23 protein-coding genes and 1 other RNA gene are annotated in these 25,673 nt (G+C 72.1%); 14 read left to right on the plus strand and 10 right to left on the minus strand.

Going from position 1 to position 25,673, the window contains the following annotated elements; translation table 11 throughout:
* Positions 1 to 6 precede the first annotated feature (6 nt).
* Positions 7 to 374, plus strand: a transfer-messenger RNA (tmRNA) gene (gene ssrA, locus VA596_RS32410).
* Between the two features lie 1,321 nt (positions 375 to 1,695).
* Positions 1,696 to 1,917: a hypothetical protein gene (locus tag VA596_RS32415; RefSeq protein WP_247061315.1), complete on the plus strand. Its 222-nt coding sequence runs from the start codon at positions 1,696 to 1,698 to the stop codon at positions 1,915 to 1,917.
* Between the two features lie 7 nt (positions 1,918 to 1,924).
* Here the strand turns inward: VA596_RS32415 and VA596_RS32420 are convergent, their stop codons facing one another.
* From VA596_RS32420 to VA596_RS32430, 3 genes are all read right to left on the minus strand, one after another.
* Complete coding sequence (locus VA596_RS32420; protein WP_323332021.1) at positions 1,925 to 3,202, minus strand: GGDEF domain-containing protein; 1,278 nt, start codon at positions 3,200 to 3,202, stop codon at positions 1,925 to 1,927.
* A gap of 79 nt (positions 3,203 to 3,281) precedes the next feature.
* The gene (locus VA596_RS32425; protein ID WP_323332022.1) at positions 3,282 to 4,508 is read right to left on the minus strand and encodes an MFS transporter; all 1,227 of its coding nucleotides are present in this window, start codon (positions 4,506 to 4,508) and stop codon (positions 3,282 to 3,284) included.
* Positions 4,509 to 4,668: 160 nt separating this feature from the next.
* Entirely contained in the window at positions 4,669 to 5,451 is a 783-nt protein-coding gene (locus tag VA596_RS32430; RefSeq protein WP_323332023.1) for an IclR family transcriptional regulator, read from the minus strand.
* Between the two features lie 109 nt (positions 5,452 to 5,560).
* Between VA596_RS32430 and hutH the strand changes: the two genes are divergently transcribed.
* The 6 genes from hutH (at position 5,561) to VA596_RS32460 (ending at position 13,655) form a co-directional block, all read left to right on the plus strand.
* Positions 5,561 to 7,087, plus strand: a complete 1,527-nt coding sequence (gene hutH, locus VA596_RS32435) for a histidine ammonia-lyase (RefSeq protein WP_323332024.1) — start codon at positions 5,561 to 5,563, stop codon at positions 7,085 to 7,087.
* A complete protein-coding gene (gene hutU / locus VA596_RS32440) occupies positions 7,084 to 8,742 on the plus strand; it encodes a urocanate hydratase (protein ID WP_458364025.1) in 1,659 nt (552 codons plus the stop codon). Before hutH ends, hutU begins: the two co-directional genes overlap by 4 nt.
* Positions 8,739 to 9,935 (plus strand): allantoate amidohydrolase, encoded by a 1,197-nt coding sequence (locus tag VA596_RS32445; protein WP_323332026.1) that lies wholly within the window; start codon positions 8,739 to 8,741, stop codon positions 9,933 to 9,935. The genes hutU and VA596_RS32445 overlap by 4 nt, the downstream gene beginning before the upstream one ends.
* On the plus strand, positions 9,932 to 11,221 hold the full coding sequence (locus tag VA596_RS32450; RefSeq protein ID WP_323332027.1) for a formimidoylglutamate deiminase: 1,290 nt from the start codon (positions 9,932 to 9,934) through the stop codon (positions 11,219 to 11,221). Before VA596_RS32445 ends, VA596_RS32450 begins: the two co-directional genes overlap by 4 nt.
* Complete coding sequence (gene hutI / locus VA596_RS32455; protein ID WP_323332028.1) at positions 11,209 to 12,354, plus strand: imidazolonepropionase; 1,146 nt, start codon at positions 11,209 to 11,211, stop codon at positions 12,352 to 12,354. The genes VA596_RS32450 and hutI overlap by 13 nt, the downstream gene beginning before the upstream one ends.
* Before the next feature lie 125 nt (positions 12,355 to 12,479).
* Positions 12,480 to 13,655, plus strand: coding sequence for an FAD-dependent oxidoreductase (locus tag VA596_RS32460; RefSeq protein WP_323332029.1), 1,176 nt, complete (start codon positions 12,480 to 12,482; stop codon positions 13,653 to 13,655).
* On the opposite strand, the gene VA596_RS32465 is transcribed toward VA596_RS32460, so the two are convergent.
* Positions 13,652 to 15,259: a sialidase family protein gene (locus tag VA596_RS32465; protein ID WP_323332030.1), complete on the minus strand. Its 1,608-nt coding sequence runs from the start codon at positions 15,257 to 15,259 to the stop codon at positions 13,652 to 13,654. The genes VA596_RS32460 and VA596_RS32465 overlap by 4 nt on opposite strands.
* The gene (locus VA596_RS32470; protein ID WP_323332031.1) at positions 15,256 to 16,698 is read right to left on the minus strand and encodes an acyltransferase; all 1,443 of its coding nucleotides are present in this window, start codon (positions 16,696 to 16,698) and stop codon (positions 15,256 to 15,258) included. Before VA596_RS32470 ends, VA596_RS32465 begins: the two co-directional genes overlap by 4 nt.
* Before the next feature lie 221 nt (positions 16,699 to 16,919).
* Here VA596_RS32470 and VA596_RS32475 point away from each other — a divergent pair, with 221 nt between their 5' ends.
* Both VA596_RS32475 and VA596_RS32480 read left to right on the plus strand, forming a co-directional pair.
* Positions 16,920 to 18,044, plus strand: a complete 1,125-nt coding sequence (locus VA596_RS32475) for an inorganic phosphate transporter (protein ID WP_323332032.1) — start codon at positions 16,920 to 16,922, stop codon at positions 18,042 to 18,044.
* 8 nt (positions 18,045 to 18,052) lie between these two features.
* A complete protein-coding gene (locus VA596_RS32480; protein ID WP_323332033.1) occupies positions 18,053 to 18,274 on the plus strand; it encodes a hypothetical protein in 222 nt (73 codons plus the stop codon).
* Here the strand turns inward: VA596_RS32480 and VA596_RS32485 are convergent.
* Together VA596_RS32485 and VA596_RS32490 are read right to left on the minus strand one after the other, a co-directional pair.
* On the minus strand, positions 18,256 to 19,002 hold the full coding sequence (locus VA596_RS32485) for a hypothetical protein (protein WP_323332034.1): 747 nt from the start codon (positions 19,000 to 19,002) through the stop codon (positions 18,256 to 18,258). The genes VA596_RS32480 and VA596_RS32485 overlap by 19 nt on opposite strands.
* Positions 18,999 to 19,208 carry a hypothetical protein gene (locus VA596_RS32490; protein ID WP_003082038.1) on the minus strand — a complete coding sequence of 70 codons (210 nt, stop codon included), beginning with the start codon at positions 19,206 to 19,208 and terminating at the stop codon, positions 18,999 to 19,001. The genes VA596_RS32485 and VA596_RS32490 overlap by 4 nt, the downstream gene beginning before the upstream one ends.
* 41 nt (positions 19,209 to 19,249) lie before the next feature.
* Here VA596_RS32490 and VA596_RS32495 point away from each other — a divergent pair, with 41 nt between their 5' ends.
* The 3 genes from VA596_RS32495 to VA596_RS32505 are packed head-to-tail and all read left to right on the plus strand — an operon-like array spanning position 19,250 to position 22,255.
* Entirely contained in the window at positions 19,250 to 19,957 is a 708-nt protein-coding gene (locus VA596_RS32495) for a dienelactone hydrolase family protein (protein ID WP_323332035.1), read from the plus strand.
* Positions 19,958 to 20,003: 46 nt separating this feature from the next.
* Entirely contained in the window at positions 20,004 to 21,584 is a 1,581-nt protein-coding gene (locus VA596_RS32500) for a sensor histidine kinase (RefSeq protein ID WP_323332036.1), read from the plus strand.
* Positions 21,581 to 22,255: a response regulator transcription factor gene (locus VA596_RS32505; protein ID WP_323332037.1), complete on the plus strand. Its 675-nt coding sequence runs from the start codon at positions 21,581 to 21,583 to the stop codon at positions 22,253 to 22,255. The genes VA596_RS32500 and VA596_RS32505 overlap by 4 nt, the downstream gene beginning before the upstream one ends.
* On the opposite strand, the gene VA596_RS32510 is transcribed toward VA596_RS32505, so the two are convergent.
* Positions 22,200 to 23,327 (minus strand): FAD-dependent monooxygenase, encoded by a 1,128-nt coding sequence (locus VA596_RS32510; RefSeq protein WP_323332038.1) that lies wholly within the window; start codon positions 23,325 to 23,327, stop codon positions 22,200 to 22,202. The genes VA596_RS32505 and VA596_RS32510 overlap by 56 nt on opposite strands.
* 90 nt (positions 23,328 to 23,417) lie before the next feature.
* On the opposite strand from VA596_RS32510, the gene VA596_RS32515 reads away from it, so the two are divergent.
* Entirely contained in the window at positions 23,418 to 23,915 is a 498-nt protein-coding gene (locus tag VA596_RS32515) for a TetR/AcrR family transcriptional regulator (protein WP_323332486.1), read from the plus strand.
* A gap of 48 nt (positions 23,916 to 23,963) precedes the next feature.
* On the opposite strand, the gene VA596_RS32520 is transcribed toward VA596_RS32515, so the two are convergent.
* Together VA596_RS32520 and VA596_RS32525 are read right to left on the minus strand one after the other, a co-directional pair.
* The gene (locus VA596_RS32520) at positions 23,964 to 24,728 is read right to left on the minus strand and encodes an ABC transporter permease (protein WP_323332039.1); all 765 of its coding nucleotides are present in this window, start codon (positions 24,726 to 24,728) and stop codon (positions 23,964 to 23,966) included.
* The gene (locus tag VA596_RS32525) at positions 24,725 to 25,639 is read right to left on the minus strand and encodes an ATP-binding cassette domain-containing protein (RefSeq protein WP_323332040.1); all 915 of its coding nucleotides are present in this window, start codon (positions 25,637 to 25,639) and stop codon (positions 24,725 to 24,727) included. Before VA596_RS32525 ends, VA596_RS32520 begins: the two co-directional genes overlap by 4 nt.
* Between the last annotated feature and the right edge of the window lie 34 nt (positions 25,640 to 25,673).

Genomic DNA, 25,673 nt, shown 5'->3' on the forward strand with positions numbered 1-25,673 from the left:
CACCAAGGGGGTGAACGGTTTCGACTTTGGACGTTGAGTCAGGAGAAGCGTGCCGGTGCAGGCGAGAGACCACCGTAAGCGTCATCGCAATCGAATAAGCGCCGATTCCAATCAGCGCGAGTACGCCCTCGCCGCCTGAGCGAGTGCGTCTCTGTCGGCCCGGGTGTGCCTCCGCCCCGGGTACCGGCATCAGCTAGGAGGCTCAGCGGCAGTCCCGGCCACGGGGACCTGCCGTGAAGCAAACAGTGGCTGGGCCCGTCACTTCAGCTTGTTCGCGTGATTGAAGGGGTCGAGTAGAGACGAAGCGGACTGCGCACGGAGAAGTCCTGTCGATACGCCAGAGGACCCGGGTTCAATTCCCGGCACCTCCACTTCGAGAAGGCCCTCGCCCCTTCGGGGCTTGGGCCTTCTCTTCGTTTCGTTCATCGTCTCTGGGGGTCGAACCCCCAGACCCCCGCCAGGGGGGCTTCGCCCCCCTGGACCCCCGTTCGGGGCTTCGCCCCTGTTTCGGGATTTGGGGCTCATGGGCTTCGCCCTTTCGCCCTTGGGCTTCGCCCCTCCTGCTTGGGGCTTCGCCCCTTGCCCCCGCTTCGCTTTCTCGGGACTGGGCTCATGGGCTTCGCCCGTTCGCCTGACGCTTCGCTTCTCTGACCTGGGGCTTCGCCCCTTGCCCCTGCTTCGCCACCCCGGGTCGGCCCGGTGGTCAGGTCGAACCCGGACTCCACCGTCGCGCCGAGGCCTGTGATCGCGGCCGCCGTGACCCGCTCGCGCACCCTTGGCTCCGCCGGGCCGTGTTTGCTCCTTGCTACGGGTTCTCCGCCCGGGCCAGTTTCGGCCCCTTGTGCCCTGGCCTGATTCACCCGTCGTGCTTGGGCTCCGACCTTGCCTCTCGTGGCCCGTGCCGCTCCTTGTGCCTGGGTTTCGCCCCGACCTCGCTTCGCCCGTGTTCCTGAACACCGCACTGGCTCTGCTTCCCCACCTCGTGCCGGGGGCTCCGCCCCTGGTCACGGTCCGCATGTCGTAGCCGGACCCTCGCCTCGGTCCGCGTGCCTAGCCTCTGCCTTGCTTCCCGTCTCGTGCCGGGGGTGCCGCCCCTGGCTACGGTTCGCATGTCGTGTTCGGGCTCTGCCCTAATCCCAGGTCGCTCCGCATGTCTGGGACTAGCTCGCGACCCTCGGCCCGCCTCGCCTCTGTCCTGCGTCGCAGTTCGTGTGGGCTCTGTTCGTTGCGCGCTTTCTTCCTCGTGTCCGGGCTCCGCCTGGCCCGGTTCGCTCCGGGTGCCTGGGTCTTGTCCCGCATCGCTCCGCGTGTCTGCTCCGCGGCCCCTACCCACTTGGTGCCTGGACTCCGCCCTGGCCTGGTTCGCTCCGCTGGCCTTGGCCGCGTCCCCAGTCAGCGTCACCTCGCCTTCCTGGGCTTCGCACCCACCCGGTTCCCACCATGTGTCTGGGGCTCCACCTCCCGTCCTCCGTCCACACCTCCGCCTCGACAGTGGGTCTCATCAGGGTCTGTTGTCGATCTTTCCTGGGGCCTTATCGCGGCCAGTTTGGGTTGTGGCCGGGTGGTTACGGGGGGTGTTGTGGGGGGCCTCCTTGTGGGTGATTTCACTCGGGGTGTCATGCTGTGGGTCGACGAATGGTTGTGGGTTCTCGGTCGGTCTCGGCCGGGGATGCCCGTGCCGGAAGTAGGTGCCAGATGACCTGGGCCCGATCCAATGGCAGCTCCACCGCCAACGACGAAGACAGCCGGATGGGTGTTATCCGGGCTGAGGAAGCCGAACGGCTTGCTGAGCAGAACGACAAAGCTGTTATCACTGTTGCCGGGCACTCGTCGGATGTGACCGAGTGTGCTGAGCTGCTCGCTATGTTGGGGCTTGATGCCTCTTCCGGGCGGCGCCGGTTCGTTCGGGCCTCATGATCATTCGCTAGACCAGGTCCGCTACGTGGACCACCTTGTTCCTCCCGGTGGCTTTTGCGTGGTAAAGGGCGGTGTCCGCGGCGTCCAGCAGTCTCTGCAGGACCGTTCCCGCCGTGGGGTATGCGGCTATGCCTATCGACACCGACAGGCCCGTCACCTTCAGCTGACCCACCGGGACGGTCAGGGCGCTGATCGCCCTGCGGATGCGCTCGGCCACCGGGGCGATGTCCTGGTGGGCGATGCCGGGTAGCAGGACCACGAACTCCTCGCCGCCGAAGCGGCCGACCGCGTCGCCTCGGCCGCGGACGGCCGCGATGATCGCTTCGGCCACCGCGCGGAGGACCGCGTCGCCCGCCAGGTGGCCGTGCGTGTCGTTCACCTGCTTGAAGTGGTCCAGGTCCAGCATCAGGAGGCCGAACGTGCCGCGCTGGCGGGCCGCGCCCGCCAAGGTGCGTTCGGCCAGGGCGTGCCAGCCGCTCGTGTTGTACAGGCCGGTCTTGTCGTCGCGGTGGGCCGCCACCTCCAGCTGCCTGACCAGCACCGTCCGGTGCAGCAACAGCAGCGGCGGCAGGACCAGCACCACCAGGCCCGGCAACGTCGCCACCGCCAGCGCGTTCAACGCGCCCAGGCAGAGCGTCGCCACCTCCAGGCCGTTGTCCGCCCACGTGCCGAACAGCGCCTCCGGGGTCCGGCCGATCTCGCGGCGGGCCGGGAGCACCAGCAGGGCGTTCACCACGAAGAACGTCACGCCGGCCGCGGCCACCGCGAACGTGCCCGCCCAGCCGTGCGTCATCGCCGAACGGACGTCGTCGAGACCCGCCAGTCGCAGCACCCCCTGAGCCGCGTAGCAGGACAGCAGGATGATCGCCGCGTTGCTGACCGTCCGCGACGCCGGGACGCGCTGCAGCCGGTACCAGCTGCGCATCGCCAGGTGCAGGTACAGGCCCGTGACCAGCACCGCGAGCAGCGGCGGCGGGAGCAGCAGCACTCCGGCGAACGTCCACACCGACGTCATGTTGATGTGCGGTGTGCTCGCCACGCGGCGGCGGATCCGCTCGACCCGGCGGCCCGTCTCCGACTGCAGCACCCCGAGCGCCAGCAGCACGCCGAGGATCGCGACGGTCCGGCGGTCGACCTCGATCGGCGACGGCCGCAGCGTCAGCACCACCGCCAGTGTCTCGCTGACCAGGTAATACGTGATCACGCGCGGGCCCTGCCGCCAGAGCGCCCACCGCGTCGGCGGCACGAAGACAGCGCGCGGGGCGGCCCCGCCGCGCATACTCATGGTGTCCGCCCGGTGACGGAGGCGGTACCGGTCGAGCCGGCGAAAGGAGGCGCGCCATGTGCGGTCGCGACAACTGATGTCATCGCTCCTCCTCCGAGCCGAGCAGCCGGACCCGGCGCCACGCCCTCGCGATCGGCACGGCCACGGCGGCCCCCGCCGCCCCGGCCAGCGCGATGGTGTGCGCCGGGCTCAGCACGTCGGCCAGCACGCCCGCGGCCGCGGCGCCGACACCCTGCACGGTGATCAGCCCGGCCGAGTTCACGCCGGCGCACTGCGCGCGGTGCTCGTCCGGCACCCGCCGCATGAACGAGACCGTGCCCTGGATGTTGTAGCCGGTCGCCAGTAACCCGGACGCGGCCAGCAGCACCACCGCCGGGACCAGCCCCGGCCGCACGACGAACACGACCAGCGGCAGCCCGGCCGCGATCCCCAGCCAGCCGAGCAGCCGGACCTGCGTGGCTTCCGGGATCCACTTGCCGAAGGCGAACCCGCCGAGCACGCTGCCGGCCGGGTCGGCGGCCATGATCAGCCCGACCAGCGTCGCGCCCGCGCCGATGCCCGCCGCGTACGGCGCGGCCAGCGCCTCCGGGACGATGTAGAACCCGGCCAGCCAGTTCAGCGCCACCAGCGTCCGCAGCGCCGGGTCCCGCCAGATCAGCCGGGCGCCGGCCGTCGTCGACACGAGCCAGGTGCGGCCGCCGGTCGTCGTCGTGGTGGCCACGGCCGGACGTCGTCGGACACCGGACGCCAGCAGCGCGGCCGACAGCAGGAAGGTCACGGCGTCCAGGGCGAGGGCCGCCGTCGGGGCGAGGGCCGTGATCAGCAGCCCGCCGCCGGCGAACCCGGCCAGCTGCGCGCCCTGGATCGTCACGTTCCGCAGGGCCATCCCGACCAGGTAGCGCTCGCCTTCGAGGACCGACGGCAGCAGCGCCTGCTGCGCCGCCTTGAACGGCCCGCCCAGCATCGTCATCACCGCGACCAGCACGCAGAGCACCCACAGCGGGACGCCGGGGATCGCGATGACGGCGACCAGCGCGGCGCGGGCCAGGTCGGAGACGATCATGACGTCGCGGCGGGGCCACCGGTCGCCCGCGCCGGCCAGCAGGACCCCGCCGAGCAGCGACGGGACGTAGGTGAGGGCGTAGGTCAGGCCGGTCAGCGCGGCCGAGTCGGTCCGCTGGAACACCAGGACGGCGAGCGCGACGCGGGCGAGCTGGTCACCGCAGATCGACAGCAGCTCGGCGGTCCACATCGCGCGGAACTCGGCGACGGCCAGCACCGCGCCGAAACCCACCCGGGTCACCATCGGTGCCCCGGGCGCCGGGATGCCACCACGTCGTCCATCCGCCGGTTCCCCTCGTGCCCCCGAAACCGTTGTGAGCCACGGTAATCACTGAGCGGAGTGGAATCGAGGCGTTCGGTGACAGTTGCCCCGATCGCACCAGCCCGGTGACTCCGGGTGGCGGTCAGCCGGGGTGGCCGCCGATGCGGGTGGTCAGCTCCGACGCTGTGGCCGCGACCTCGGCCGCCAGCTCCGGCCACGTTTCTTCGCACGGCTCCGACGTGCAGTGATGGCGCAAGGTCACGCTGATCGCGGCCAGTGGGCGGGCGCCGTGGTCGAAGACCGGGCAGGCCACCGAGGCGAAGCCGTCCGTGACGTGGCCGTCTTCGATCGACCAGCCGAGGTGGCGTTCCGCGGTCAGCGTGCGGCGGAGTTCGGCCAGCGTGCGGGGGCCGCGGCCGGTGCGGAGCACGAACGTCGAGGCCGACGGGAACAGCGCCCGGACGTGCGGGGCGGGCAGGTGCCGGAGGATCGCGCGGCCGGACGCCGTCAGCTGGGCCGGCAGCCGGACGCCGACCTCGGTCACCAGCGTCTCCGGGCGGGCCGGGCGTTCCTTGATCAGGTAGAGCGACTCGTTGCCGTGCAGCACGCCGAGGTGCGCGGTGTGCCCGGCGCGATCGACGAGCTTGCGCAGCAACGGCCCGGCCAGCCGCTCGAGCGGGTCGTGGCGCAGGTACGCCGAGCCCAGCTCGAACGCCGCGATGCCCAGGCCGTAGCGGCGTTCCGCGGGCAGGTGCACGACAAAACCGGCGGCCTCCAGCTCGTTGAGCAGGTGGTACGTCGTCGAGCGGGGGAGTCCGGCTTCGCGGGCGATCGCCGACGCCGTGACCGGGCCCGGGCGGGTCGCCAGGAGCCGCAGCACCGCCAGCCCGCGGCGCAGGGCCGGGACCTCACTGCTCTCGCCCACGCTCACCTCCCGTTCGTTCGGGATCAGGCTAACCCGAGTGTCTGAGATCCCAGACGGAACCACTCCGTGGGGTAGCCCACCAGCGGTAAGCGCCGTGTCCAATGGGCTCATGCCGGAAAAAGTGCTCCTGGGCCCCGAACCCATGACCGCCGCCCAGGTCGTCGACGTCGTCCGCGGCCACGTGCCGGTCGGGCTCACGGACGCCGCCGAGAAGAACCTCGCCGCGACCCGCCAGCACATCGAGGACCTCGCCCACGCCGTCTCGCCGACGTACGGCGTCTCGACCGGGTTCGGCGCGCTGGCCACCCGCCACATCCCGGTGGAGAGCCGGACCGCGCTGCAGCGCAGCCTGATCCGCTCGCACGCCGCGGGCGCCGGGCCGGCCGTCGAGACGGAGGTCGTCCGCGGGCTCATGCTGCTGCGGCTGCGGACCCTCGCCAGCGGGTACACCGGCGTCCGCCCGGGCACCGCGCAAACGCTTGCGGCCCTGCTCAACGCCGGGATCACGCCGATCGTCCACGAGTACGGCTCCCTCGGCTGCTCCGGCGACCTCGCGCCACTGGCCGCCGTTGCTCTCGCGCTGATGGGGGAGGGCGACGTCGAGGTCCGCGGTGAAGTCATGACCGCCGGGGAAGCGCTCAAGCGCGCCGGGATCGAGCCGGTCGTGCTCGCCGAGAAGGAGGGTCTCGCGCTCACCAACGGCACCGACGGCATGCTCGGCATGCTGCTGCTCGCCGCCGCCGACCTGCACCGGCTGTTCGACATCGCGGACCTCACCGCCGCGATGAGCGTCGAGGCGCTGCTCGGGACCGACCGCGCGTTCGCGGCCGATCTGCAGTCGCTGCGGCCGCACCCCGGCCAGGCGAAATCCGCCGCGCGGATGTGGGAAGCGCTGCAGGGCTCCAAGATCGTCGAGAGCCATCGCGGCCCGGACTGCAACCGCGTCCAGGACGCCTATTCGCTGCGCTGCGCCCCGCAGGTCCACGGCGCCGCGCGCGACAGCCTCACGCACGCCGAACTCATCGCCGAGCGCGAGCTGGCGTCCGCTGTGGACAATCCCGTCGTGCTGGCCGACGGCCGGGTCGAGTCCAACGGCAACTTCCACGGCGCGCCCGTCGCGTACGTGCTGGACTTCCTGGCCATCCCGATCGCCGACCTGGCCAGCATCGCCGAGCGCCGCACCGACCGGATGCTCGACAAGGCCCGCTCGCACGGCCTGCCGCCGTTCCTCGCGCACGACCCCGGCGTCGACTCCGGGCACATGATCGCCCAGTACACGCAGGCCGCGATCGTCAGCGAGCTCAAACGGCTCGCGGTCCCGGCGTCCGTCGACTCGATCCCGAGCAGCGCCATGCAGGAGGACCACGTCTCCATGGGCTGGTCGGCCGCGCGGAAGCTGCGCAAGGCCGTCGACGGCCTGACGACAGTCCTGGCCATCGAGCTGCTGACGGCAGCCCGGGCGCTCGACTTCCGGGCGCCGCTCGAGCCGTCGCCGGTCACCGGCCGCGTCCGGGACCTGCTCCGCACCAAGGTCGAGGGCCCTGGCCCCGACCGGCACCTGGCGCCCGAGATCGCGGCCGCCGAAGAACTCGTCCGCTCCGGCGCCGTCCTCGACGCCGCCCGTCTGGAGGTCTGAGCATGTCCCGTGTCGTCCGTGCCGCCCGCGGCACCCAGCTCACCGCGAAGTCGTGGCAGACCGAAGCCGCGCTGCGGATGTTCCACAACAACCTCGACCCGGACGTCGCCGAGCGGCCCGAGGACCTGGTCGTCTACGGCGGCACCGGCAAGGCCGCGCGCAACTGGGCCAGCTTCGACGCGATCACCCGCGAACTGACCACTTTGGACGTCGACGAGACGCTGCTCGTCCAGTCCGGCAAGCCGGTCGGGGTGTTCCGCACGCACGAGTGGGCGCCGCGCGTGCTCATCGCGAACTCGAACCTGGTCGGCGACTGGGCCACCTGGCCCGAGTTCCGCCGCCTCGAGCAGCAGGGCCTCACGATGTACGGCCAGATGACGGCCGGGTCGTGGATCTACATCGGCACCCAGGGCATCCTCCAGGGCACCTACGAGACGTTCGCCGCCGTCGCCAAGAAGAAGTTCGGCGGGTCCCTGAAAGGCACGCTGACGGTGACCGCCGGCCTCGGCGGCATGGGTGGCGCGCAGCCGCTCGCTGTGACCATGAACGACGGCGTCGCGCTGGTCATCGAGTGCGACCCGCAGCGCGCGCACCGCCGCGTCGAGACGCGTTACCTGGACGAGGTCGCCGACGACCTCGACGACGCGATTTCCCGTGTCACCAAGGCGAAGCAGGAGAAGCGGGCGCTGTCCGTCGGGGTCGTCGGCAACGCCGCCGAGGTGCTGCCGGAGCTGCTGCGCCGCGGGGTCGAGGTGGACATCGTCACCGACCAGACGTCCGCGCACGACCCGCTGTCGTACCTGCCCAAGGGCGTCGACGTCGCGGACTGGCACGACTACGCGGCCAAGAAGCCCGACGAGTTCACCGACCGCTCGCGCGAGTCGATGGCCGAGCACGTCGAGGCCATGCTCGGCTTCCTCGACAAGGGCGCCGAAGTCTTCGACTACGGGAACTCCCTGCGCGGCGAGGCGAAGCTCGGCGGCTGCGAGCGCGCGTTCGACTTCCCCGGTTTCGTGCCGGCCTACATCCGCCCGCTGTTCTGCGAGGGCAACGGCCCGTTCCGCTGGGCCGCGCTCTCCGGTGACCCGGAGGACATCGCGGCGACCGACCGCGCGATGCTGGAACTGTTCCCGGAGAACGAATCCCTGGCCCGCTGGATCAAGCTGGCCGGCGAGCGCGTGGCGTTCCAGGGCCTGCCGGCGCGGATCTGCTGGCTCGGCTACGGCGAGCGGCACCTGGCCGGCCTGCGGTTCAACGAGATGGTCGCCAGCGGGGAGCTGAAGGCCCCGGTGGTCATCGGCCGCGACCACCTCGACTCCGGCAGCGTCGCCTCGCCGTACCGCGAGACCGAGGGCATGGCCGACGGCTCCGACGCGATCGCCGACTGGCCGCTGCTGAACGCGCTGGTCAACACGTCGTCCGGCGCCAGCTGGGTGTCGATCCACCACGGTGGCGGCGTCGGCATGGGCCGCTCGATCCACGCCGGGCAGGTCAGTGTCGCCGACGGGACGGCCCTGGCCGCGCAGAAGCTCGAGCGCGTGCTCACCAACGACCCGGGCATGGGCGTCATCCGGCACGTCGACGCCGGTTACGATCGCGCGGCCGACGTCGCCGACGAGCGGGGCGTGCGGGTGCCGATGCAGGGGGATGCGTGACCGCTTCTGGCTTCCTGGAGGAAATCGCCGACGTCGGGCGCGACCCGCAGCGCGGCGGTTACTCCCGCCACGCCTTCGACGCGCCCGAGTACGACCTGCGCGAGTGGTTCGTCGACCGGGCGCTGGGGCTCGGGCTGGACGTCGAGACCGACCGCAACGGCAACATCTGGGCCTGGTGGGGGCCGCCGGGGCGCAACGCCGTGGTCACCGGCAGCCACCTCGACTCGGTGCCCGGCGGCGGGGCGTTCGACGGCCCGCTCGGTGTCGCGAGTGCGCTGGCCGCCGTGGAAGCCCTGCAGGAAAAGGGTTTCCGGGCGCGCAGGCCGATCGCCGTCGTCGTGTTCGCCGAGGAGGAGGGCGGCCGGTTCGGCGTCCCGTGCCTCGGCTCGCGGCTGCTCACCGGCACCATCGACCCGGACAAGGCGCGCGGCCTGCGTGACGCCGACGGCGTCACGTTCGCGGAGGCGGCCAAGAAGGCCGGCGTCGACCCGGCGCGGATGGGGCCGGACGAGGAGCGGCTCGACAAGATCGGGCGGTTCCTCGAACTGCACGTCGAGCAGGGCCGCGGGCTGATCGACCTCGGCGCGCCGGTGGCCGTCGGCAGCACCGTGATCGCGCACGGACGGTGGCGCTTCTCCTTCTCCGGCCAGGGAAACCACGCCGGCGCGACGCTCTTGGGCGACCGGGCCGACCCGATGCTGCCGGCCGCGGCGACCGTCACCGCCGTCCGGCGGCTGGCGGCGGGCGTGCCGGACGCGCGGGCGACCGTCGGGCGGCTCGTGCCGACCCCCGGCGGCACCAACGTCATCGCGTCCACAGTGGACCTCTGGCTCGACGCACGGGTCCCCGGTGAAGGAACGCCGGGGCTGGTCGCCGAGATCAGCCAGGCGGCCTCGGCCGCGGCGCGGGAAGAAGGGTGCCAGCTTCAGGTGACGCGGGAGTCGTACTCCGGCGACGTCGTGTTCGACGACGCGCTGCGCCACGCCCTCGGCGGCTGGCTCGGCGGCGTGCCGGAGCTGCCGACCGGTGCCGGGCACGATGCGGCGATCCTCGCCGGGTTCGTCCCGGCCGGGATGCTGTACGTGCGCAACCCGACCGGCATCAGCCACTCGCCGGAGGAGTTCGCCGAGGCCGCGGACGTCGAGGCGGGGGCGCAGGCGCTGGCCACCGCGCTCGAGCAGCTGGCGCGATGACGTACTGGTGCGAGCATGCCTGGCTGCCCGGCGGCATCGCCCGCGGAGTCCGGATCGAGGTCGCCGGCGGGCAGATCACGAGCGTGACGCCGGACTCGCCGCGTGCCGGAACCGTCCTGAACGGACTGACGTTGCCCGGCTTCGCGAACGGCCATTCGCACGCGTTTCACCGGGCGTTGCGCGGGCGGACGCACCACGAGCGCGGCACGTTCTGGACGTGGCGTGAGCGGATGTACGCGCTCGCGTCGCGGCTCGATCCCGACACGTACTACCGGCTGGCCCGCGGGGTCTACGCCGAGATGGTCTTGGGTGGGTACACGAGCGTAGGCGAGTTCCACTACCTGCACCACACGCCCGGTGGCAAGCTGTACGCGTCGCCGAACGCGATGGGGGAGGCGCTGCGGGAGGCCGCGCGGGACGCCGGGATCCGGCTGACCCTGCTCGACACCTGTTACCTGGCGGGCGGCATCGGCGTCGAGCCCGACGAGGTGCAACGGCGGTTCTCCGACGGCTCGGCCTCGGCGTGGGCCTCGCGGGTCGCCTCGTTGAAGGAAGACGAGCTGTTCCGCGTCGGCGCTGCGATCCATTCGGTGCGCGCGGTCCCGGCCGACCAGTTGTCTCTTGTGGACAGTGCGCGGATCGTCCACATTCACCTTTCCGAGCAGCGGGCCGAGAACGAGCAGTGCCGGGCCGCCTACGGCCGCACGCCGACGGAACTCCTGGACGACCACGGCGCGCTGACCGATCGCCTGGTCGCCGTGCACGCCACGCACCTGACGACGTCCGACATCACCCGGCTCGGCACCGCCCGCGCCGGGGCGTGCTTCTGCCCGACCACCGAACGCGACCTCGGCGACGGCATCGGCCCGGCCCGCGCACTGCGAGACGCGGGCGTGCGGCTCAGTGTCGGCAGCGACAGCAACGCCGTTGTCGACGCCTTCGAGGAGACCCGCGCGCTCGAACTCGACGACCGGCTGGCTTCCGAGGAACGCGGCCGGTTCACCGCCGAGGAACTCCTGGCCGCGGGTACTGACCACGCCACCGTCGGGTGGCCCGAGGTCGGGCGCATCGAGGAGGGCGCGGGCGCGGACTTCGTGACGGTCGCGCTGGACTCCGTGCGGACGGCCGGGATCGAGCCGTCCGGGGTGGTGTTCGCCGCGTCCGGGGCCGACGTCCGGCACGTCGTCGTCGCGGGCCGGGACGTCGTCCGCGACGGGGTGCACCAGCTGATCGAACGACCGGAAACCGTTCTGGCGAAGGAGATCGAGGCACTGTGGCTGTCGTGATCACGGGGATCGGCGAGCTGACGACCAACGACGCCGAGCTGGGCCGCCTGACCGACGCGGCGCTGGTGCTCGACGGCACCGAGGTCGCCTGGGTGGGCCCGTCGTCCCAGGCGCCGGACGCCGACGAGCACGTCGACGTCGAGGGTCGCGCGGTCCTGCCGGGCTGGGTCGACAGCCACACCCACCTCGTCTTCGCCGGGGACCGGACGGCCGAGTTCGAAGCCCGGATGGCCGGGAAGCCTTATACCGCAGGCGGAATCGCGATCACCGTCGGAGCGACGCGCGAAGCGTCCGACGAGCAGCTGGCCGCGAACCTGCGCCGGCACGTCGACGAGGCGGCCCGGCAGGGGACGACCTGCCTGGAGACGAAGACGGGCTACGGGCTGACGGTCGCGGACGAAGCGCGCAGCGCCCGGATCGCCGGGGAGGTCGCCGACGAGGTGACGTTCCTCGGCGCGCACCTGGTGCCGCCGGGCGCCGACGCCGAGTCCTATGTGGACCTCGTGTGCGGTGAGATGCTCGACGCGGTCGCGGAAAGCGTGCGCTGGGCCGACGTCTTCTGCGAGACGGGCGCCTTCGACGAGGCCCAGTCGGCGCGGGTCCTGAAGGCCGCCGCGGAGCGCGGGCTGGGCCTGCGGGTGCACGGCAACCAGCTCGGTGAAGGCCCCGGTGTCCGGCTGGCGGTCGAGCTGGGCGCGGCGAGCGTCGACCACTGCACGTACCTGAGCGATCCGGACGTCGAGGCGCTGGCTGCGTCCGCAACCGTGGCGACGCTGCTGCCCGCGTGCGACCTGTCGACCCGGCAACCCCTGGCCCCGGCGCGGCGGCTGCTCGACGCGGGCGCGACGGTCGCGCTGGCCAGCAACGCCAACCCGGGCAGCTCGTACACGACGTCGATGGCCTTCTGCGTCGCGACGGCGGTGCTGCAGATGCGCATGACGATCGAGGAGGCCGTCTGGTCGGCGACGGCGGGCGGCGCGAAGGCGTTGCGCCGCGACGACGTCGGTGTCCTGCGGCCCGGCGCGCGGGCGGACGTCCACGTGCTCGACGCACCGTCCGTCACACATCTGGCCTACCGGCCCGGAGTACCGCTCACCAAAGCCGTGTGGCGCGCCGGAGTTCTGGTGCGCTAACGTCGGGAGCGAGGACGCGCGAAGACACAGTCCGGTATGGGTTAGTCCGGGCAGCGCAGTGCAGTCTCAGGCGCAGTGCAGGCTCACCTGTGCGTCCCTTCATCGGAAGCGACGAAGGGACAAGTGTGTCTGTTGTCATCATCGGTGCCGGTCTCGGCGGCCTGAGCCTCGCCCAAGGACTGCGCCGCGCCGGGATCCCGTGCCAGGTCCACGAACGCGACACGGCACCGGACGCCCGGCTGCAGGGCTACCGGCTGCACATCAACGGCGCCGGGGACACCGCGTTGCGCGAGGTGCTGAGCCCCGGACTTCACGAACTCTTCCGCGCCACGGCCGGCCGGGCGCTGCCGCGCACGAACGTCTACGACGAGCAGTTGCGCCTGGCCACGACCCTCGTCGACAAGGGCACCCACCTCAACGTCAACCGCTTCACCCTGCGGCAGATCCTGCTGCACGGCCAGGAAGTCCGCTACGGCAAGCGGTTCACCGGTTACGACCTCGACGAAGACGGCGTGACCGCGCACTTCGCCGACGGGACCTCCGCGCGGGGAACGGTGCTGGTGGGAGCGGACGGCGTCCATTCCCCCGTGCGGCAGCAGTACCTGCCGCACGCCGAGGTCGTCGACGCCGGGCTCGTGCACCTCTACGGCCGGATCCCGCTCACCGACCGGACGCGCGCGTTGTTCGACCCCGAGATGTTCGCGGTGTTTTCGATGGCCATCGGGCCGGACCGGACGATGGCCGGGTTCGCGCCGGTCGACTACCCGGAGCCGGTCGCCGAGGCGTGCGCGCGCCTGGTGCCGGACCTGCGGCTGCGCGACCACGAGCCGTACATGACGTGCGCGGTCGGTGCGCGCCGCGTGGTGCTCGACCGGTCCGACGCCGAGCTGGCCGCGATGTCCCCGGCCGACCTGCGGGAACTCGCGCTCGGCCTGGTCGAGGGCTGGCACCCGCGGGTCCGCGCGATGGTCGAAAGCTGGGACGCCGGGGCGACGTTCCCGCAGCCGATCCGCACGAGCGTGCCGATCGGGCCGTGGACGCCGTCGCGGGTGACGCTGGTCGGCGACGCGATCCACGCGATGAGCCCGGCCGCCGGCGCGGGCGCCAACACCGCGTTGCGCGACGGTGCGGCGCTGGCGTCCGCGCTGGCCGGGGCCCCGCTGCTCGACGCCGTGGCGAAGTACGAGTCCGCGATGGTGGACTACGGCTTCGCGGCGGTCCGGGAGTCCGCCGAGAACGGGCGCCGGTACATGGGCCAGCACCCGTTGCCCGTCACAGCGGCCGGTGACGCCCGCGGCTAGGTGGTGATCACGACCCGGCGGCACTGGGTCACCGAGCCGGCCTGCTCGTTGATCTTCACCCCGGCGCTGGTGCCGGTCAGCGCCGAGTTCTCGGCCGCCGTCAGGTCGTAGTGGATCAGGGTTTCGCCGTTGACCGCGGCGATCACCGTGCCGGCCCGGACGGTCGCGGTCAGCGTGTGGAACCCGCCCGCGTTGACCGGCTTGCCGGTCGCCAGCACCAGCTGGGTGATGGTGCCGCCGATGTTCTTGTACAGCCGGATGTTCACGCCGCCGGTCTCCGGGGTGAACAGCAGGTAGTTCGACGCGTCGGTGTACCGCAGGAAGACCCCGAACCCGGCCTGGCCGGTCCACAGGAAGTCGGCCTCGGCCCGGTGGTCCAGGCTGCCCGTCTCGACGACGCCGTTGTCCGCTACGTTGTCGGCGCTGGCGGACCGCAGCAGCCCGTCCGTCACGGTCAGCGCGCCCGCGGCGACCCACCAGGGGATGGGCGGGGCGCCGTTCGGCTGCTGGAACGACGTCGCCAGCACGACCTGGTCGTAGCCGGCCTGGACGGCCGCCTGCTCGCCGGGCACGAACCCGAGCGGCGTCTGCTGCGCGCCGACCCCCAGGTAGGTGAACGCGAGCCGCGACTCCGTGCTCGGGGCGTCTTCGGTGGTCATCACCGTGAAGACCTGGCCCGGGGTGGTTTCCAGCATCGACGCGTAGGTCGTCATGCCGCCCTTCGCCGGGATCTGGACGACGTAGGGCGGCAGCCAGCTGGTGCCGCGGTCGCGCGTCGCGCGCAGCACGAACCGGCCCGCGCTGTCGCGCACGTAGACGACGACGGTGTCGTCCGCGAGCCACACCGACGACGGCCGCCCGGTGCCGGTGAACGCGGCGGCGGGCGTGGACCACGTGGCGCCGTTGTCGGTGGACAGGGCGGCGCCGATGGACGCGTTGTTGCCCCACCGGAACGTCAGGAACAGGGCGTTGCCCCGGTTCACCAGGTACGGCTCCTGGTAGTCGCGGCTCGCGCTCTGGCCGTTGACCACCCGGGTCGAGGTCCAGGTGGCGCCGTTGTCGGTGGAACGGGCGATCCACGCCGAGTCGAACGTCTCGCCGCTGCTCTTCGAGTAGTGCGGCGCGAGCAGCGAGTTGTCGGCGAGCTGGACGACCGGCGCGGAAATCGCCGACGACGGGAGGCTCGCGTCGATCCGGACCTCGCTGCCCCACGTCGCGCCGCCGTCGGCCGACGAGCGGAAGAAGGAGCCGGCCGCGCCGACGGTCGTGGTGGCCTTGAAGTAAGTCAGGTAGAGCTTGGTGCCGTCGCGGCTGAGCGAGATGGACGGGTCGCGGAAGTCGGTCCCGGCGGAGGCCGCGATCACCGTGGCGGGCGCGCTCCACGTCCGGCCGTCGTCGTGGCTCGCGGTGCTCCGGATGAAGCCGTCACGGTTCGTGTAGTGGTTGCTGCCCTGGCGGTACACGACCAGGAGCGTGTTGTCGGGCAACCGGGTGACGCTCGGGAACGCCGAGTGCTGGGTGTCCTGCCCATAGGCGATGGCGGGCTTGGCGGGCCGGATGGTCCGGAGGACGCCGGCGGGGCTGTCGGGTGGACGCAGGGTCATGCCCCGACCGTAGCGTCCTCGGCCCTTGCCGTAGCGGAGGTTTCGCCGGTTCGCCGGACGGCCGTGACGATCCCGCCGATCGCGAGCAGGCCGCACAGCCACGCGAACCAGTCGCCGAGGCGGGCGTACGGCGTGGCGCCGCTGCCCAGCGGGACGTCCGCGGTCACCACCGAGAACGGCTGCGCTCCCGTGCGGGTGTCGGCGAGGACGCGGCCGTGGGCGTCGGACAGCATCGGCGTGCCGCGGGCGGCGCTCCACGCCACCGAGAACCCGTTCTCGACGCCGCGGATCAGCGCGGTGCGGCTGTGCTCCCAGCCGTCGGCGTCCTCATCGGACGCCGGGATCAGCACCAGGCCGGTGCCCGCCTCGCCGTAGCCGCCGCTGGGGTCGGCGAAGTTGACGTCCATGCAGACCAGCAGGCCGATCTTGGCCGGGCCCGCGAGGTACGCGAGGTCCGTGCCGGACGCGATGTTCTTCGAATCCCCGTTGTGCCACTTGCGGAACTCGACGGGCGGACCGGACGGCGGGACGTCGAGGGCCGCGTTGAATCGCCCCTGCGGCGTGGTGTCGTAGACGCCGGTGACCACCTCGACGCCGGTGCGGCGCAGCCGCTCGACGAAGCCGGCCCGGGAGGCGTCGTCCACCGCGAAGGCGGCTTCCGGGAGTACCACGACGCGGACGCCGTCAGGCAGCGCGCCGATCTGGTCCACATAGGACTGCAGGAGCGCGGCGCCCTGCGGCGTCGTGACGTCCGTGGCGTAACCCGCCTTCGCCGGGACGACCAGCGCGACCTTCGCCGTCGTCCCCGCGGGACTGCTCAGCCGGGCGGTGCTCCAGAAGAACAGGCCGGTCAGCACGGCGGCGACCGCGATCACCGAGACCAACCGGGAGCCGGCCCGGATGCCGGGCGCGCAGATCGCGGCCACCGCGGCCGGGACGGCCAGCACCAGGAACTCGACACCCCAGCCGCCGGTGACGGACGCGAGCTGCAGCACGACCGGCCGGTCGGCCTGGGTCGTCATGAACGTCCCCATCAGACCGGTCGGGTTCAGCAGGGAGACCGCGTAAAGCGCGACCGTCCACAGTCCGGCCGCAGCGAGCACGGCCAGCACCGCGTGGTGGCGTCGGACGAGCAGCCGGAACAGCCCGGCGGACAGGGCGAACAGCAGCGCGCTGCCGGCGAGGATGGCGATCCCGGCCGGGCGTGGGACCGAGAGCGAGTGCCAGAAGTAGCTCCAGCTCGGGATGCCGCCCGCGGCGTAGGCGACGAACGCGCAGAGCAGCGCCGTCACCCCGGACACCCGCGGCGCGAGCAGCAGGATCGGCAGCGGTGCGCACCAAGCCAGCTCGGGAACCGGGTCCAGGCCCGTGCCGAAGAAGAACAACAGTCCCGATGCCACGGTCGCGGCGATCGGCCAGCCCGGCCCCAGTCTGCTCATGACCCGACGTTCGCAGGGGCGGGGGCCGGGCACACTGGGCTGGACCACCGTCTTCGTGGTCGGGTTGGCCCTACCTGCCGGAAATGCGAGGTTCCTCCCGGAAAGCGCATCCCGGTTCATGGAGAGTTCAGGGAGCCGTCACACCGCAGGGATCGGGTTCCGGTCGGGCGATCCGTAGCGTTGCTCAACGAACAGCCTCCGGCGACGGAAATGAGCCACGCATGGACTTCTCGCTGATCGTGCTGGTGGTGATCGTCGCGGCGTTGGCCTTCGACTTCACCAACGGCTTCCACGACACGGCCAACGCGATGGCCACGTCCATCGCCACCGGCGCACTCAAGCCGCGGGTCGCGGTGGGGGTGTCCGCGGTGCTGAACCTCGTCGGCGCGTTCCTCTCGGTGGAGGTCGCGAAGACGATCTCCGGGGGGATCGTCGACGACACCAAGGTGACCCCGGTCATCATCTTCGCCGGACTCGTCGGGGCCATCGTGTGGAACCTGGTGACCTGGCTGATCGGGCTGCCGTCGAGCTCCTCGCACGCGCTGTTCGGCGGGCTGATCGGCGCCACCTGGATCGCCTCGGGCTCGGACGCCGTCCACTTCGGCAAGGTCGTCGAGAAGGTCCTCATCCCGGCGCTCGCCTCGCCGATCGTCGCCGGGATCGTCGCGACGCTGGGCACCTTCCTCGTCTACCGGATCACCAACCGGGCGAAGCAGGACACGGTGGGCCGCACCTTCAAGGCCGGCCAGATCGCCTCGGCCTCGCTGGTGTCGCTGGCGCACGGCACGAACGACGCGCAGAAGACGATGGGTGTCATCACGCTGACGCTGATCGCGTCCGGCTCGCTCGCGCCGGGCTCGAACCCGCCGATCTGGGTCATCCTGACCGCGGGCACGGCGATCGCGCTCGGCACCTACCTCGGCGGCTGGCGGATCATCCAGACGATGGGCAAGAAGCTCACCGAAATCCAGACGCCGCAGGGCTTCGCGGCCGAGACGAGCGCCGCGGCGGTCATCCTGACCTCGGCGCACCTCGGCTTCGCGCTCTCCACCACGCACGTCTGCTCGGGCGGCATCATCGGCTCCGGCCTCGGCCGGCGGCTCGCCGAGGTCCGCTGGGGCGTCGCGGGCAAGATGGTGATCGCCTGGGCGCTGACGCTGCCGGCCGCCGCGATCGTCGGCGCGGTCGCCGCCGAGGTCTCGACGCTCGGCACCTGGGGCACGGTCCTGATCGGCCTCGCCGGGGTCGTCGTCGCGGTGGGCATCTACCTCGCGTCGCGGCGGAACCCGATCAGCGCCAACACCATCAACGAGCCCGAGCCGGCCACCCAGCCGGCCAACGCCTGAGGAGCGCCGTGAACATCGATTGGGGTTCCCTCGGTCTCGTCTTCGTCGTCGCGCTCGCCTCGGTGGTCGTGCTGACGAGCCTCTTCTCCTTCGGGGTGGTGGGGCTCTCCCAGCGCGAGTCGGCCCGCGAGGCGGGCGGCTCGGGCACCGGCCCGCTGGCCGGCGCGATCCTCTGCTTCGTCGTCTGTCTGGCGATCGTCGGCTACGGGATCTACTTGATCGTCGCCTGAGCCCGTTCCCGGAGGCCGTCCGGGAGTGCGCCGAGCATCGGGGCCAGCGTGCCCCGGCGCTCGGCGCTCAGGTGGTTCAGCAGGTCCAGCGCCGGGACCCAGAGGTCCTCGTCGGCGCCGGCCGCGGTGATCACGCGGCCCAGCCGGTGGGCCGGGAGCAGGCCGACGACGTGGTCGACGCGGCTCTTGTCGTCGAGCACGAACGCGATCCGCAGCAGGCCGGGATCGTCGATCTCCTCGAGGCAGCGCCGGACCGTCGGGTCCGGGAGGTGCCCGACGAACCGGCCCAGGGTGATCCAGTCCGCGCGCCCGGCCAGCTCGCCCGCGACCGCCAGCACGGTGTCCAGGGGGATGCGCGAGATGATCGCGCTGGCCCGGCGCGGGTCGAGGTCGGCGGCGACCTCGGACAGGAACCGCGGGCTCAGCCGCTTGGCGACGTCGACCCCGCGGGCCACGTCGACCACCCCGGCGATCCGCGCGCACAGCAGCGGCCCGAACACCTTCTCGGCGATCTTCGCCAGCACCCCGCCCGGCAGCAGCCGCGCGGCGAGCGCCATCCGCTGCAGCACGGCGATGTTCGCGTCGAACAGCGTGTCGGTGACGCGCTCGCGGAACGCCTTCAGGTCGTCGGCGTCGACGCGGGCGAGGTACTCGAGCCGTTCGGGTTCGACGCCGAGGACGCGGGCCAGCTTGAGGATCTCGGCTTCGGCTTCGTAGTTCGCCGTCACAGTCCGACCGCCTTCCGGACCGCGCCCCGCAGCAACGCCGGGACGTACCGGAGGCCCTCTTCGCCGGCCTCGGCCAAGGCCTTCGCCTGACGACGGCGCGCGTCGCGCAGCGCGTCGGCGAGGTCCTGCCGCTCGTGCTCTTCGAGGGCCTCGATGCCTTCGGGGAGGTAGCCGCCCAACTGATCGGCGAGGGTGCGCTCGGCCATGGTGGATCATGATGCATCACCCAGGGCGCTACCGTGCGGATATGAGCATCGAGACGTCCACCACCCGTGTCGGCGACCTCTCCGCGTACCTGGCCCGCCCGGACGGCGGCTCCGAGTTCGGCATGCTGCTGCTGCCGATGATCACCGGCATCGGCGAGCAGGTCCGGGCCTGGGCCGACGAGCTCGCCGGCCGGGGCATCACGACGTTGACCTGGGACGTCTTCCACGGCGCGAGCACCGACAACACCTCCCGCGACATCCTCGGCGAGAAGCTCGGCGAGCTGCGTGACGACGTCGCGCTCGCCGAGCAGACGGCGCTGCTCGACCACCTGCTCGGCGAGCTCGGCTGCACGTCGGCCGGGGTCATGGGCTGGTGCCTCGGCGGCCGGTTCGCGCTCCTGTTCGCCGCCCGTGACCAGCGGGTTTCCGGCGTAGTCGCGTACCACCCGACGATCCGCGTCCCGGCGCCGCCCAGCCACGACCTGGACGCTGTCGCTTTGTCGACAGAGATCACCGCGCCGGTGCTCGTCTCCTACCCGGAGGCCGACGTCGTCGTCTCGCACGAGACGTTCGACCGGCTCCAGGCCGCGCTGCAGTCCCGGCCGCGCGGGGCGACGTTCAGCCAGCACTTCCCGGGCGCCGAGCACGGCTTCACCGACTCCTCGCGGCACGGGACGGCGGTCAACGCCGAGGCGTTCGCGCTGTCCTGGCCGCAGACCCTGGCGTTCCTGGACACGCTGAAAGGTTGACTTTCGGCAGTGGTCGCCGCCGGTCACGCCTTGTAGCTTCGATCCTGTGCAGGAGGTGACGAAGCGCAGGTGGCGGGTGGTGCTCGACGTCACCCTCGCCCTGTTCCTGGCGTTCATCGTCGTCTCGGACACGGTGCAGGCCCGGGCGTACGGCGAGATGGCCGGGGGCTTCGCGGTCGTCCTGGTCTCGGTGGCCACGGCCCGGCGCCACCCCGTCGTCTCGCTCGCCGTCGCGCTGGCGGGCACGCTGGCCGTGCCGTTCCCCTACGGCAACCGCGTGCCGGTCTGGATGATCTTCGTGCTGGTCGCGATGAGCTACCAGGCCGGGCTGCGGATGCCGCGGGCCCGGCCGGGCCTGCTGGTCGGCGGTGCCGTCGCGGTGCTCGCCCTGCCGGTCTCGCTGGTCTTCGGCGACGACGCGCTCGGCGACTGGGCCGAGGTCGTCGCGGTCCTGGTCTTCGCCGGGCTGTCGCCGTGGCTGCTCGGGCGTTACGTCCGGCTGCGCGGTGAGCTCGCCCGCACCGGCTGGCGCCGCGCCGAAGAGATGGAGAGCCGCCAGCGCCTGATCGCCGACCAGGCCCGGCTGCGCGAGCGCGCGCGGATCGCCAGCGACATGCACGACTCACTGGGCCACGAGCTGAGCCTCATCGCCGTCCGCGCGGCGGCTCTCGAAGTCGCCGGTGGCCTCGACGACGACCAGCGCGGCGCGGCGGCCCAGCTGCGGACCAGCGCCGCGGCCGCCACCGAGCGGCTGCGCGAGATCATCGGCGTGCTGCGCGAGGACGCCGCGCCCGTCGAGCCGGTGCAGGGTGACCTCGGCGAGCTGATCACGCGGGCGAGGGCGTCCGGCCTGCTCATCGACTCCACAGTGGACAGTGCGCAGGCGCCGCCGATGGTCGCGCTCGCGGCCCACCGGGTAGTCCAGGAAGCCCTGACGAACGTGGCCAAGCACGCGCCGGGCGCCGCCGTGACGGTCCGGGTGACCAGCTCCGGCGCGCAGACCGAGGTGAGCGTCGTCAACGCGCCGCCACCCGCCGGGCCGCTGCCGGGGGCCGCGTCCGGGCACCGCGGGCTGATCGGGCTGCGCGAGCGCGTCCGGCTGGTCGGCGGCACGCTGCGGACCGGGCCGCACGAGGGCGGGTTCGCCGTCACCGCGACGCTGCCGCACGACGCCGCGCCGGTCGAAGAGAGCCCTGAACTGCGGGAGGCCGCCGACGACGCCGTCGGGCAGTCGACGTCCGCCCGCGCGCTGGAACTGGCGCGCCGCGACGTCCGGCGCAGCCTGGTGCAGGCGGTCGCCGTCCCGCTGGGCCTGTTCGCGGTGGTCGTCGGCGTCGCCGGAATCGTGTTCCTGTACCAGTGGACGTCGTCGGAGCTGCCGCCGCGGGTGTACGACGGGCTGCGGGTCGGGCAGCCGCGCGCCGAGGTCGCGCCGCAGCTGCCGGGCAACCAGCGCGTCGCGCGCCCGGTGCGCGGTGAGCCGCCGCTCCCGCCGGTGCCCGGGGCCGCGTGCGAGTACTACGGCACCGGAAGATCGTTGCTGGACAACGACTACGCGGCGTTCCGGCTGTGTTTCGCCGGGGGCAAGCTGGTTTCGAAGGACAGGTTCGCCGAGGGGGATGCGTGATCAGGGTGCTGCTGGCCGACGACGAAGCGCTGATGCGGGCAGGGGTGGCGGCGATCCTAAGTGCGGACGGCGGCATCGAGGTCGTCGCCGAGGCCGGGGACGGCCGTGCGGCGGTCGACCAGGCGCTGGCCACGCACCCGGACGTCGTGCTGCTCGACATCCGGATGCCCGTCCTGGACGGGCTGGGCGCGGCGGCCGAGATCCGGCGGCTGCTGCCCGCGACCGGCGTCATCATGCTGACGACGTTCGGCGAGGACGACTACATCGAACGCGCGCTCGGCCTCGGCGCGGGCGGGTTCCTGCTCAAGTCGGGCGACCCGCGCGAGCTGCTGGCGGGCATCCACGCCGTCGCCGACGGGGCCGCGTTCCTCTCGCCGAAGGTGGCGCAGCGGGTCATCGCGCGGCTGTCCGGCGGGCAGCTCGCGCGCGCGTCGGCGGCCCGCTCGCGCATCGCGTTGCTGACCAACCGCGAGCGGGAAGTGCTGACGTTGCTGGGTTCCGGACTGTCCAATGCGGACATCGCGGCGAGGATGTTCGTCGTGGAGGGCACGGTGAAAGCGCACGTCAGCACGATCCTGACCCGGCTCGGCGCGAAGAACCGGGTGCAGGCGGCGATCACGGCGTACGAGGCGGGGCTGGTCGGGGGAGATCCGGCGGACGCCAGCCACTGACCCCGGCGCCGATCCTGGCCGTCGCCTTGGCGGGGGCCATTCTCAGGAGCGTGTTCCTCACCGTCGTGGCGACGGGGTTGGTCAGCTGCGGGCCGATCTTCCCGGCCTGTACGGAGTCCCTTGCGACCTTTTGACTGCGCTGGCGTCTCTCCCGGTCGTACCTCTCGAGTGCCTTGGGAACGGTGTCCTCTGTGGACACGGAGTGGGCGAGCACGACGGCGTCTTCGAGAGCCTGGCAGCCGCCCTGGCCGAGGAACGGCGGCATCGCGTGGGCCGCGTCACCGAGGAGAGCGATCCGTCCGCGGACGTAGCTGGTCAGCGGTGTGCCCAAGTAGTAGAGGTCGTGGTGGAGGATGTGCTCGGCGGGCGTCGCGTCGATGAGCGCCGGGATCGGGTCGTGCCAGTCGCCGAAGTGCTGCTTCAGGTAGGCCTTGACGTCGGCCGGCCGTTCGCCGGCGCGGACGACGTAGGAGATCCACCAGTAGACGTCGTCGCCGGTCAGCGGCAGCACGCCGATCTCGGCGCCGCGGTCCCAGCTGGTGCTCAACGGCGTCCCGGGTCGGCAGGCCACGCCGCGGAAGGCAGTGCTGCCGCTGTAGACCGGCGGTGGTCCGTTTCTGATCCGGCTGTTGATGCCGTCGGCGGCCACGACGAGGTCGGCCTGGAGTTCTCCGCCGGTGTAGCGCACGAAGCCGTCTTCGCGGACTTCGGTGACTTCGGCGCCGGTCTTCCTGGTCTCTTCGGGCAGCGCTCGTGCGAGCGCGTCGACGAGGTCCCGGCGGTGGATCGCGGTGAGCGGCAGGCCGTGGTGACGTTCGAAGGCGGCCGAGTCCCAGCCGGTGATGCGGCGGCCCTTCTTGTCCCTGAGGCCGCCGTCTCGCTGCTTCTTGAGGGGAGCTTGGACGCCGAGGACGTCCAGGCAGCGCTGGGCGTTCGGCCAGAGGGAGATCCCGGCGCCGGCGCCGGTGATCTCGGGTGCCTTTTCCAGGACGGTCACGTCCCACCCGGCCCGGCGCAACCCGACCGCCGCCGCGAGCCCGCCGATCCCGCCGCCGACCACCACCGCGTCCATGTCTCCTCCTCTACAGCTGTAGAGTACTCGTTCGTGGAGCGTCTTGCGGCCATCGGCGACGCGGCGATCGAGGTGATCGCCGCGGAGGGTATGCGCGGCCTGACCCACCGCGCGGTGGACCGGGCGGCGGGGTTGCCCCCGGGCTCGACGTCGTACTACGCGCGGACCCGGGCGGCGCTGCTGGAGCTGACGATCACGCGGATGGTCGCGCTGGACAACGTCGACCTGGAGCCACCACCGGGCCGGCTGCCGGAGTTCCTGGCGGGTTTCGTCCACGCGGCTATCACTTCCGGCCGGACGCGGATGTTGGCACGGTACGAGTTCGCCTTGGAGGCGACCCGGCGCCCGGAGCTGCGCTCGGCGTACGACAAGGGCGGCTTACTGATCCGCCGCCGTTGCGCTTCGGTCCTGGCGGCCGCGGGTTCCTCCGAACCGGAACGGCACGCGTCGGTGCTGGTGGCCTGGCTGGACGGCGCGATCTTCGACGCCATCGCGGGCACGGGCTCCCTCGCCCCGCCTTCCCGGGCCGCACTGACTCTCGGGGCCCGGGAAGTGCTCACCGGCCTGGGCATCTCCCCAAGTCCGTGAAGGCCACATTGAGGGACTCAGAGTCCCTCAATGTGGCCTTCACGGACTTCAGGCGTCCCGGCGGCGTAGCACCGCGTTGCCCGCCAGCAGCGCCGCCGTCGTCCACGCCGCGCAGATCAGCAGGCCCACCCAGGGCGCGTAAGGGGCGATCTCCATCGTGATCGGGTTCGGGTGGCCCGCCTCGACCATTGCGTTCAACCCGGCGATGCCCGGGAAGTACGGCACCAGGCCCGGCAGCCCCAGCGACGACACGATCAGCGGCAGCGGCACCAGCAGCACGATCACCGTCACCAGCGTGCCCGCCGCGCTTCGCAGGGCCCAGCCCACCCCCGTGCACAGCAGTCCCAGCAGCGCGAAGTAGCCGCCCATACCCACCGACGTCGTGAAGGCGCCCGCGAAGGACGTCGGCAGGCCGTGGCCGTCCTTCAGCAATCCCGCCACGGCCATTCCCGTGCCCGACAGCGCCACGCCGTACCCGAACAGCACCGGCAGCAGCACCGCCGCCTTCGCCAGCACCACCCGCCGCCGCACCGGGGTCCACAGCAGGGTCGAACGGATGCCGCCGCCGGCGTACTCGCTCGTCACGAACAGCGTCGCCAGCGCGATCACCGCGAACTGGGTCAGGTAGAAGCCGCCGCCGAGGGCGATGGTGTTCGCGCCCAGCGGGTCGTCGCTGTCGAAGCGCTGCGAGATCGCCGAAACGACGCTGTAGAACGCCATCAGCGCGGCCCCGGCGATCCCCGTCCACCACGTCGCGCGGACCGACCAGAACTTCGTCCACTCCGAGGACACCACAGCCACCGCCGCCGTCATGCCGACACCCCGTACTCCACCGAAGAAGCGGTCAGTTCCATGTACGCCTGCTCGAGCGACGCCGTCCGCTCGGCGAGACCGTGCACGCGGATCCCGAGTTCGTGCGCCAGGTCGCCGACGCGGGTGACGTCGACGCCGTCGACCACCAGCTCGCCCGCCTCACCGGGGTGCGTGCGCCCGCCTTCGGCCCGCAGCCGCCGGTCCAGCGTGTCGCGGTCGGCGTCGTCCGGGACGCGCACCGAGACCGTGCTGCGGGAGTTGCCCGCGATGAACTCGGCGACCGGCGCGTCCGCGAGGAGCTTGCCCCGGCCGATCACCACGAGGTGGTCGGCGGTCAGCTGCATCTCGCTCATCAGGTGGCTGGAGACGAACACCGTCCGCCCCTCGGCGGCCAGCGAGCGCATCAGCTGCCGCACCCAGCGGACGCCGTCCGGGTCGAGGCCGTTGACCGGCTCGTCGAACAGCAGCACCCCGGGGTCGCCGAGCAGCGCGCCCGCGATGCCCAGCCGCTGTCCCATGCCGAGCGAGAACTGGCCGGCCCGCTTGCCCGCGACGTCCGAAAGCCCGACGGTCGCGAGCACTTCCTCGACGCGCGATGCCGCGATGCCGTTGCTGCGGGCCATCGCGAGGAGGTGTTTCCCGGCGCTGCGGCCGGGGTGCAGGGCCTTGGCGTCGAGCAGCGCTCCGACCTCGCGCAGCGGGTGCTCCAGCTCGGCGTAGCGCCGCCCGCCGACCAGCACTTCGCCTGCCTGTGGGTGGTCGAGCCCGACGGTCATCCGCATGGTCGTCGACTTCCCGGCGCCGTTGGGGCCGAGGAACCCGGTGACCCGCCCGGCGGCGACGTCGCAGGTGAGCGCGTCGACGACGGTCTTTTCGCCGTACCGTTTCGTGAGTCCTCTGAGCGTGATCATGGACCCAGTCTGGGTTTTCCGGAGCGCCGGAACA

This window comes from Amycolatopsis heterodermiae (genome assembly GCF_034929455.1).
Classification (GTDB): Bacteria; Actinomycetota; Actinomycetes; order Mycobacteriales; family Pseudonocardiaceae; genus Amycolatopsis; species Amycolatopsis heterodermiae.